Consider the following 10,000-nt stretch of genomic DNA (forward strand, 5'->3'; position numbering starts at 1 on the left):
ATTTTTTAGAAGGTGGAAAATAAATTTTAATTTTTAAGAAATAAAATTTTTAAATAAAGTGATTTTTTAATCACTGTTACCCTTTTAGAGTAACGAAACTATCTTGTTTTTTCCTTTTTAAAAATATTGTTTTTATGCATTGTAATTGGATAAAGAGAATCCTGTAGAACAAGCCTTCCTTCCCAGATTTTTTAAAGATTACGCTAGATGATTTACCTAGACTATCAAGCCACAACCCCCATGGCACCCGAAGCCAAAGCAGCCATGCTGCCTTGGCTGGATGGTGGCGCCAATCCACATTCGCCCCATCGGATAGGAAGAAAGGCCGCCGCCGCAGTTGCCATCGCCAGAGACCAAATCGCGGCTTTGATACCCGAAAGCGAGGCAGGAAATCTGGTTTTCACGTCGGGTGCAACCGAAGCGCTCAACATGGCGATAAAAGGTTTGTGGTTTTCTGGAAAAAATACCCGCCGTAAAATTGTGACATTGGCAACCGAGCATGCCGCGACATTGGATAGCCTCGGCTATTTGGCGCATTTGGGGGCAGAGATTGTGCTTTTGCCGGTTCATTCTGATGGCTTGGTTGATCTGGAAAAGGCCGCTGCTGCGATTGATGACAAGACCGCTCTTGTGACGGCGATGTTCGTCAATAATGAGATTGGCGTTATCCAGCCTATAGCCGCATTGGCGGATTTAGCCCATCAGGCGGGGGCGTATTTCCTGTTGGATGCAGTTCAGGGATACGGTCGCCTTGATATGCCGGAAGGTTGCGATATGATCGCTTTGTCTGGTCATAAAATTCATGCGCCGATAGGTGTCGGGGCATTGTGGTTTAGAAAAGATATCACTTTAACGCCTCTTTTACATGGCGGACATCAGCAAGAAGGGTTCCGGTCTGGCACTCTTAGTCCAGCTTTGTCAGCGGCTTTTGGTGCTGCCGCCGCTTTGGCACAGCAACAACAGGAAAAAGATCAACGCCATGCGGCGGCTTTATTCGCTTTAGCTAAAGCCAAAATGCCAGATTGGATCATCAATGGCTCGGAAAATCAGCGTTGGCTCGGTAATTTTAATATTCATCAAGAAGGGATCGATTCCAGCCGCTTAATAAGTGATGCCCGCCAAGTGGCCTTTTCGGCAGGTTCTGCTTGTTCAAGTGGCAATGGTCGCCCCAGCCATGTTTTAAAAGCCTTGGGCTTGTCTCAAAAAGCGGTGAGGGGAAGCATCCGTATCGGTTTCGGTCGATATACAACCGAAGAAGAATTGCTTTTGGGCTTGGAATATATTCGAGAAGCTGCGGAAAAACAGCGGCGTTTTTTGCGTTAAGGAAATGTCATGTCTGTAACTGTCCTATTCATTGATCAGCAGCAGAAAAAAATCACCTGCCAAGCCGAAAAGGGTGATAAATTATTGGATGTTATTCATAAAGCGGGTCTGCCGATTGAAGGCACTTGTGAGGGTGCCTTAACCTGTGCAACTTGCCATGTCGTAATAGCGGCTGACAATTTTCGCCAGCTTGAGGCTGCTTCGGATATTGAAGAAGATATGCTGGATCTGGCCTTTGATGTGGAACCGACTTCTCGCTTGGCTTGTCAGGTATATTTGCCAGATTGCCAGCATTTTACGGTCTATTTTCCACAAGATTTCTAAAAAGAGCCAATGAAATTAGCAGGCTTTTTCTGGAAATATCCGCCGTGATTGATAATTTTTCGTTGTTACGGACTTGCAAACAGCGTCCGAATGTTTCATAGGCGATAGTGGAAGTCGGGCGGACGGTGCTGTCGCCAACCCGGTCAGGTCCGGAAGGAAGCAGCCGTAACGAATTTGTATCGGGTCGTTCCGGCTTCCACGTCTTAAAAATTTTTAAAAATTCCCTTTTTCTTTATCCTTGATAATCGCGCTTTTATTTCGTTTCGGATGGATATTCTTTTTAAAGTGCGATCAGGCCGGATAAGAATGACCTGTTAAAAATATTTCAGTCGCTTTCCTGCCTCATATTATGCATTAGCTTCGTCCTATGGTTGATTCTTCCTCTCTGGCAACGCCCTATCGGGTTCTCGCTCGTAAATATCGTCCCCAGAAATTTTCTGATTTGATTGGTCAGGATGCGATGGTGCGGACGTTAGGGAATGCGATCGCCCGTGATCGTTTGGCACATGCCTTTCTGTTAACTGGGGTTAGAGGCGTTGGAAAAACTTCTACGGCGCGATTGATTGCCAAAGCCTTGAATTGCGTCGGAAAAGACGGCCATGGCGGGATGACAATAGATCCTTGCGGAGAATGTGAGGCATGTCGCGCTATTGCCGAAGGACGGCATATTGATGTCGTTGAGATGGATGCTGCCTCTCATACAGGGGTCGATGATATCCGTGATATCGTTGAATCTGTCCGTTATGCTTCGGTATCTGCCCGTTTTAAAGTCTATATTATCGACGAAGTCCACATGCTTTCAAAAAGTGCTTTCAATGCCTTATTGAAAACATTGGAAGAGCCGCCAGCGCATGTAAAATTCTTATTTGCAACGACCGAAATCAATAAAGTGCCGATTACGGTTTTGTCCCGTTGTCAGCGTTTTGATTTGCGGCGGATATCAACGGCCACTCTGACGGATTATTTTTCAAAAGTCGTCCGGTTAGAACAAGTGGAAGCCGAAGAAGAAGCTTTGGCTATGATTGCTAAGGCGGCTGAAGGTTCGGTACGGGATGGCTTGTCCATTCTCGATCAGGCGATTGCGCATAGTTCTGGTCGTATTTTGGCGGCCGATGTCCGTGAAATGCTGGGATTGTCTGATCGCGGTGTTATTAAATCTTTGCTAGTTGATTTGCTGGAAGGAAAAGGGGATCGTGTTCTCGATCATGTTAAAGCCCAATATGATCTAGGCGTAGAACCAGAAGCCTTGTTGCATGGCTTGTTACAGCTTATTCATGCCATTACCCGCAGCAAAATGGGACGGCCTGATAATCTGACCCTTCATCCGACAGAAGAAGAAATTTGGCTGGCTGAATTAGGAAAAAAACTGTCTTTTCCGGTGTTGCATCGTTTATGGCAGCTTTTATTAAAAGGCCATTCCGAAGTTCAAAATGCGGTTTTGCCCTTGGAAGCAGCAGAAATGGCTTTGCTTCGGGTAATTCATGCGAGCCAGCTTCCTGATCCTGCAACGATTATTGCCCAGTTAAAAAAGCAGGAAAGCATCTCGCCGAATTTATCACCTTCACCAGAAGATAATCGATTGGCTCCGCCGACCTCTTCTTTTCAAGGTAGAGAAGAAGGCGACGTAAAAAAAAACATTTCTGAACAGGTAAGCCCGTCGTGGTTTCAGGCAAAAGAGGCTTTACCGAAAAACGGGAATGATTTTTTAAATTCGTTGCAACCGGCTGAAAAAAAAGATTTTTCTTCTTTCGATGGCGATAATAATAGCCGGATGGCAGACAGCGATTATCCTGTCGAAGGTAATCAGAAATTGTCTGAATTATCGGAAAATCATCCGACGCCATCGGCTATGCCGATAGCCTCAGCAAGCGAAGCAAAGCTTAAGAATCCTCATTTTCCACCAGATTTCAAATCCCTGACAGAAAGGCTCTTCGATAAGGGTTATGCTTTGGTTGGCCATAGTTTAGAAGATTATGGACGGTTGATTGAATATAATCCGCCCCGTTTATTGTTAGAAGATCATGGCCGCATATCGGGTGAAACCCGCCAAGAATTATCGGTAGCTCTAAAAAATTTGACAGGACAGGCGTGGCAGGTTGAATTTTTACAGGATCGGAAAGGGCAGCCCAGCTTTCGGGAAGCCGAAATAGCCCAAAAAGAAGCCCGTCAAAAAGCCGTTTTGAATACACCCATTGTCCAAGCGGTTTTAAAGACATTTCCTGATGCCGAATGGGTGCAGTCATCTGATGAATAGATAGGGATCTTTGGTAAAGATGAAGGCATCTTAGGGCTCAATATGTCTTATAAAAAAAGACGAAAACTTTCTTTAAAAAATTTTTGCATCAGCCATGGCCTCTTCCTAAAGCAAACAGCACAAGCTAAAATGAAATTTCATAATATAAAGGCTTTGCTATGGATCTCGAACAAATGATGAAGGCAGCGCAAGAAGCTGCCCAGCAATTACAGACCCAAATGGGAGAAGCGCAGGCTAAACTCGACAGGATTGATGTCGAAGGTGCCGCTGGTGGCGGTTTGGTTAAAATTAAGGCAACCGCAAAAGGTCGGATTACCGGCGTTGAAATTGACGAAACGCTGCTGGTTCCAGCTGAAAAGCAAATGCTGGAAGATCTGATTGTGGCGGCTTGCAATGACGTTAAAGCCAAAGCTGATGAAGCCAGCAATGCTGAAATGTCTAAAATGACCCAAGGGATGCCTTTACCCCCCGGAATGAATTTACCGCTTTAATTTATATTAAGGTGGAAGGGGTGGTTATGCCCCTTCCGCTCTTGAAGATTCTTAGAGACGGGGGAGGGTAACGCCCCGCTGTCCCATATATTTGCCTGAACGATCGGAATAGCTGACCTCGCAAGGTTCGTTGCCTTGTAAGAACAAGAATTGGCAAGCACCTTCACCGGCATATATTTTAGCCGGAAGCGGCGTGGTATTAGAAAATTCTAGCGTTACATGGCCTTCCCAGCCCGGTTCAAGCGGCGTGACATTGACGATAATACCGCAGCGGGCATAGGTCGATTTCCCAAGGCAAATAACCAACACATCTTTGGGAATACGGAAATATTCGACTGTCCGAGCCAAAGCAAAGCTGTTCGGCGGAATAATGCAGACATCCGTTTTACGATCAACAAAACTGCTTGAATCAAAATTTTTCGGATCAACTGTCGCAGAATTGACGTTGGTAAAAATTTTAAATTCATCAGCGACACGGGCATCATAACCATAAGACGATAATCCATAGCTGATACAGCCGTCTCTACGCTGGCTTTCAACAAATGGCTCAATCATTCCGTGTTTTTGAGCCTGCTCGCGTATCCAGCGGTCAGCCATGATCGACATGCATATATTCCTTTTCTAAGATTCTAAGCCAATTTTAGGTATTTTGATGTGAGTTAATCTTTTTTCGGAGAAGGGATGTTCAGATTTTTGGGCCCAAAGCTATGAGGTAATAAAGTGGAAAGCCGATGGGATTCGATTTCGGAACCTTCGGCTGAACCGCAATAGACCATTATGTCATAATCGCCTATTTCTGCGGCTTCGTTTAAAACCTGACGACAGCGCCCACAAGGATAAATAATATCCTTGCCGATAAAACGGTCTTTGTCGAATTTCCCTCCACAAATGGCAATCGCTCTGATATCAGCAAGGTGACCTGCTGCATTGGCCGTTGCAACGGCCACTGTTTCAGCACAGAGCGTGAGACCATAGCTGGCATTCTCAAAATTCGTACCGGTAATCACACTGCCATCTTTGAGTAAAAGGGCAGCCCCTACTGCAAAAGCAGAATAAGGGGAATAGGATTGTCTCGCCGCGGTGTAGGCTTTATCCATCAATGATTTCACGGTAATGTTGCCAGCTTCAAACGCATCTATAGATTCGGACATGGAAGGGTATTCTCTTGTTGGAAGGGGGTACTATCCCGAAATTGTGCTTTGATATCACATAAGATTGAAAAAAGAAGAATAAGGATGGATTTGGCATGGTAGAAAGTCTGAAAGTAGTAGCTTCAACGCCTACTATGCCAGAAAAAGAAAACGCATCTCTTCCCGTCAACCTTGAGGCTGAAGCGGCTCTTTTGGGCGCTTTGCTGATTGATAATCGTTTGGCCGAAGATGTTCAGGTTAAATTGAGAGATGAGCATTTCTTTGATCCAACGCACCGTCTGATTTATCAGCTTATTATGCGCCAGTTAGATCGTAACCAGCTGGCTAATCCGGTTACTATTCAGCCTTTGATAGAAAAAGACCCCAGCTTACAAGCCAAGGGGGGCATGAAATATGTCTATAATTTAGTTCAAAATCATGCGTCTTTGCTTGGTGTTCGTGATTTTGCGACACAGATTTACGAGCTGGCCTTGTTGCGTGAACTGGTTAGTGTCGGGCGTGATATGGTGGACAATGCCTTAAATACCCAAGGTATTATTGATCCCCGTTCCCAGATTGAAGAGGCGGAGACAGCGCTCTATCGGGTGGCTGAATCGGGTATTTCCGAAGGCGGTGTTAAGAGTTTTTATCAAGCAGCTAAGATAGCCGTCAAAGCCGCTGAAATGGCACTCAATTCCGGCGCGCATCTGTCTGGTGTAACGACAGGTCTGGAATCAGTGAATGCCAAAATCGGCGGATTGCATCGTTCCGATTTATTGATTTTGGCAGGCCGTCCCGGCATGGGAAAAACCGCTTTTGCGACTAACGTCGCCTTTAACGCTGCCCGTCGTTACATGTATGACACCCAAAACGGTATCCCACCAGAAGAAACACCCGGAGCGCCGGTTGCTTTTTTCAGCCTTGAAATGTCGGCTGACCAATTGGCCACCCGCTTGTTAGCGGAACAATCGCGATTATCCTCGGAATCTTTGCGTATGGGGCGGGTTAGTAAGGAAGAATTTCGCAATCTGGCACGGGCAGCCGCTGAACTTGAAAATTTACCGCTTTATATTGACGATACCCCCGGTCTTACTATTGCCGCCCTTAGAACAAGAGCGCGGCGGTTAAAGCGTCGCCATGATATCGGTTTGTTGGTGGTCGACTATTTGCAACTGTTGCAGGGATCGGGGAAAGCCAATGATAACCGCGTTAATGAAATTTCAGAAATCAGCCGCGGTTTAAAAACCCTTGCCAAGGAATTGGATATTCCTGTTTTGGCCTTGTCCCAGCTTTCCCGCGCAGTTGAGCAACGCGAAGATAAACGCCCCCAGCTTTCCGATTTGCGTGAATCCGGTTCTATCGAGCAAGATGCAGATATCGTGTTATTCGTTTATCGTGAAGAATATTATCTCCAGTCTCGTGAGCCTAAAAGACCACCGGAAGGTAGTGATGCCTTGGTAGATGCCCAGATTGATGAAGAACATCGCAAATGGCAGCAATCTATGGAAGATGTCTATAACCGAGCTGAATTGATCGTGGCCAAGCAACGTCACGGGGCAACCGGTAAAGTGCGTTTGCGCTTTGAAAGCCAGATTACGCGCTTTTCCGATCCGGTTGATGAGTATAATTCTGAAAATGATTATCCCGCATAGTAAAATGAAGTTGATATAATCTGAAATTAAAATAAAACCTATAGAGTCAAACATATAATTATGTAATGTAATATTATAACTTCTGTAATAATAACTACAGAAGAAATGAGACTTTATGGCAAGCGAAATAAAAAACACAGAAATGGGTCATGATCATGACCATAATCATACGCATAGTCATGACCATCATCATAGTCATTCCCATGTTCATGAGATAAATTCTAGTAATAGTCGTGGTTTTGGGATAGGTATTGCTATTAACTTAGCCTTTATTCTGGTTGAAATAGGCTATGGTATTGCTTCGGGTTCTTTATCCCTGATTGCGGATGCCGGACATAACCTTTCCGATGTTTTGGGATTAGCCTTATCTTTGGCGGCTTTTATTGCCGAAAAGTCGAAGCCAACATCACGCTTTACCTATGGCTATCGGTCATCCTCTATTTTGGCAGCGCTTTTTAACGCTCTCTTTTTGGTTATTGCTTGTGGTGCCATTGGGTGGGAAGCGATACGGCGTTTTTCAGAACCGGTTGATGTTCCAGGTGGCACCATTATGATTATTGCCGGTATCGGTATTATCATCAATTTTGCCACGGCTTTGCTCTTCAAAGATGGCCATGAAGAATTAAACCGTCATGCAGCCTTTCTTCATATGTTGCTGGATGCGTTGGTTTCGGCTGTCGTTGTCTTGTCAGGGTTTATTATCCAGATGACAGGCTGGCATTGGATTGATCCAAGTCTTAGCCTTGGGATTGTTGTTGTTTTATTATGGAGCAGTTGGAGCCTTATTAAGCGCTCTTTTGCAATGGCGTTGAATGCGGTGCCGCCGTCTATTGATGTCGGGGCAGTGGTGACAAGGCTAGATCAGTTGCCGGATGTTATCAATGTTCATCATGTCCATATCTGGCCAGTAAGCACCAGCGAGACTGCGATGACAGCCCATATTGTGCGCTCCAAAATTCAAAATAATGATGCCTTTATTGGGTCGGTTGCCGATATTATGAAAAAAGAATTCGATATCGGTCATGTAACCTTACAAATAGAGCATGATGGCTGCGATAATGAAATTATATGCTGATGGTGGCTTCTTGATATAAAAATATAAATTTGTTTATTGTCGCCAATCGACAAAATGTCACATACCGTGATAATAGTGCCAAATTTATCACAGTCGGAATAACTACGCTTCGCTCTTATTTATTCCGGTTGTGATAAAAGCACCTTGGCTTTACCGGACATACTATCCGGCCATTATATGCTTAAAAGGGCTTAACGACCCTGTCTTTCTGGTAATTGAGATCAATTGAGTATAGTGCCGTTATTTCCGCTTATTGGAGGCGTATAAGGGGTCTATCGTGCAAGATCATAATCAGGTGAACAAAGAGAAGCCTGTATTAGTTACTGGAGTTTCTGGATTTGTGGGTTCTGCGGTGGCGCGGTCATTAGCGCAGCAGGGCTATAAAGTGCGAGGCATGGTACGTGCGACCAGCCCGAAAACCAATATCCGTGACTTTCCCGGCGAGATTGTTTTTGGTGATCTGGATGATCCGCCTTCTTTAAGAGAACCCCTTTCAGGCTGTGGCGCGCTGATCCATGTGGCCGCCGATTATCGTTTATGGGCTGCCGATCCTAACGAAATTATTCGTCATAACCGTTTGCATACCCAAGCGATCATGACAGCGGCGCTCTATCTGGGTATCGAACGGGTAATTTATACCAGTAGTGTCGCCACTTTGGCACCCGGACATGGTAAACCCAGCGATGAGAATTCTCCGCTAACGCCGGAAAATGCTATTGGTGCCTATAAACGTTCTAAGGTTGAAGCCGAACGTCTGGTTGAAAAGATGATAGCAGAGCAGGGCTTGCCTGCGGTTATTGTTAACCCTTCAACGCCTATTGGTCCAAGGGACGTTAAGCCTACGCCTACTGGACGCATTATTATCGAAGCGGCTACCGGAAAAATGCCCGCCTATGTCAATACAGGGCTTAATCTTGCTCATGTGGACGATGTAGCAGACGGGCATGTAAAAGCCCTTGAAAAAGGTGTTGTCGGTGAAAGGTATATTTTAGGCGGTGCCGATGTGCCTTTAAGTGTCATGTTGGCGGAAATCGCGCGGCAGGTAGGCCGGAAGCCACCAAAAGTTGCCTTGCCAAGATGGCCGCTCTTTCCATTGGCATGGGGTGCAGAAGCCTTTGCCAAGGTAACAAAAAAAGAACCTTTCATTACCAGTGATGCCTTGCGCATGGCTGGCTATCATATGTATTTTTCGTCGGAGAAAGCCAAACGCGATCTGGGTTACAAATCTCGTCCGTGGCAACATGCCATTTCTGATGCCATCGAATGGTTTCGGGCAGAAGGTATGTTGTGATGATCGCCACCATTCTAGGATTAACCTCCCTTGGTATTTGGATTGGTCTTCTGTTCTTTCATGGTGGCTTTTGGTTGTGTCATGAACGGGATGATCGTCCCGTTCCGTCTTTGGAAATATGGCCGGATGTCGTGGCAGTTGTGCCTGCCCGTAATGAGGCCGATGTTATTGATAAAGCCATAGATTCATTATTACGGCAGGATTACCCCGGCCATTTTAAAGTTATCCTTGTTGATGATAATTCCGAGGATAGAACCGCAGAAGTCGCTAAACGCATTGCGAGGACTTATCCTGAAGGTAAATTGACGATTGTTAATGGATCAGCCCTGCCGAAAGGTTGGGCGGGTAAATTATGGGCTTTGGATCAAGGTATTAAGGCCGCCGGACAGGTTAAATGGTTATGGCTGACGGATGCCGATATTGCGCATCAGGACGATACCTTGAAAATGTTGGTTGCCCA

The 10,000-nt window shown here is 45.5% G+C and carries 10 protein-coding genes and 1 other RNA gene; 9 read left to right on the forward strand and 2 right to left on the reverse strand.

The window, feature by feature from the left end; all coding sequences use genetic code 11:
* The first annotated feature begins 207 nt into the window (after nucleotides 1-207).
* The 5 genes from LDL18_RS03950 (at nucleotide 208) to LDL18_RS03970 (ending at nucleotide 4,392) form a co-directional block, all read left to right on the forward strand.
* Nucleotides 208-1,323 carry a cysteine desulfurase family protein gene (locus tag LDL18_RS03950; protein WP_296507084.1) on the forward strand — a complete coding sequence of 372 codons (1,116 nt, stop codon included), beginning with the start codon at nucleotides 208-210 and terminating at the stop codon, nucleotides 1,321-1,323.
* 9 nt (nucleotides 1,324-1,332) lie between these two features.
* Nucleotides 1,333-1,647, forward strand: a complete 315-nt coding sequence (locus LDL18_RS03955; RefSeq protein ID WP_296507085.1) for a 2Fe-2S iron-sulfur cluster-binding protein — start codon at nucleotides 1,333-1,335, stop codon at nucleotides 1,645-1,647.
* Between the two features lie 106 nt (nucleotides 1,648-1,753).
* Nucleotides 1,754-1,851, forward strand: an RNA gene (gene ffs / locus LDL18_RS03960) — signal recognition particle sRNA small type.
* A gap of 163 nt (nucleotides 1,852-2,014) precedes the next feature.
* Nucleotides 2,015-3,901 (forward strand): DNA polymerase III subunit gamma/tau, encoded by a 1,887-nt coding sequence (locus LDL18_RS03965; protein ID WP_296507086.1) that lies wholly within the window; start codon nucleotides 2,015-2,017, stop codon nucleotides 3,899-3,901.
* A gap of 158 nt (nucleotides 3,902-4,059) precedes the next feature.
* The gene (locus LDL18_RS03970) at nucleotides 4,060-4,392 is read left to right on the forward strand and encodes a YbaB/EbfC family nucleoid-associated protein (protein ID WP_296507087.1); all 333 of its coding nucleotides are present in this window, start codon (nucleotides 4,060-4,062) and stop codon (nucleotides 4,390-4,392) included.
* A 51-nt stretch (nucleotides 4,393-4,443) separates the two neighbouring features.
* Here the strand turns inward: LDL18_RS03970 and dcd are convergent, their stop codons facing one another.
* Nucleotides 4,444-4,998, reverse strand: a complete 555-nt coding sequence (gene dcd, locus LDL18_RS03975; RefSeq protein ID WP_012817108.1) for a dCTP deaminase — start codon at nucleotides 4,996-4,998, stop codon at nucleotides 4,444-4,446.
* 53 nt (nucleotides 4,999-5,051) lie between these two features.
* Nucleotides 5,052-5,543, reverse strand: coding sequence for a cytidine deaminase (locus tag LDL18_RS03980; protein WP_296507088.1), 492 nt, complete (start codon nucleotides 5,541-5,543; stop codon nucleotides 5,052-5,054).
* A gap of 95 nt (nucleotides 5,544-5,638) precedes the next feature.
* Between LDL18_RS03980 and LDL18_RS03985 the strand changes: the two genes are divergently transcribed.
* The 4 genes from LDL18_RS03985 to LDL18_RS04000 all read left to right on the forward strand — a co-directional run.
* Nucleotides 5,639-7,174, forward strand: coding sequence for a replicative DNA helicase (locus tag LDL18_RS03985; RefSeq protein ID WP_296507089.1), 1,536 nt, complete (start codon nucleotides 5,639-5,641; stop codon nucleotides 7,172-7,174).
* Between the two features lie 115 nt (nucleotides 7,175-7,289).
* On the forward strand, nucleotides 7,290-8,249 hold the full coding sequence (locus tag LDL18_RS03990; RefSeq protein ID WP_296507090.1) for a cation diffusion facilitator family transporter: 960 nt from the start codon (nucleotides 7,290-7,292) through the stop codon (nucleotides 8,247-8,249).
* A gap of 277 nt (nucleotides 8,250-8,526) precedes the next feature.
* Nucleotides 8,527-9,540: a hopanoid-associated sugar epimerase gene (gene hpnA, locus LDL18_RS03995; RefSeq protein WP_296507091.1), complete on the forward strand. Its 1,014-nt coding sequence runs from the start codon at nucleotides 8,527-8,529 to the stop codon at nucleotides 9,538-9,540.
* Nucleotides 9,540-10,000, forward strand: a 461-nt coding sequence (locus LDL18_RS04000; RefSeq protein WP_296507092.1) for a glycosyltransferase, incomplete at its 3' end; no start/stop codon positions are given. The genes hpnA and LDL18_RS04000, both read left to right, overlap by 1 nt.

It is taken from the genome of Zymomonas sp., from assembly GCF_020216885.1.
GTDB lineage: Bacteria > Pseudomonadota > Alphaproteobacteria > Sphingomonadales > Sphingomonadaceae > Zymomonas.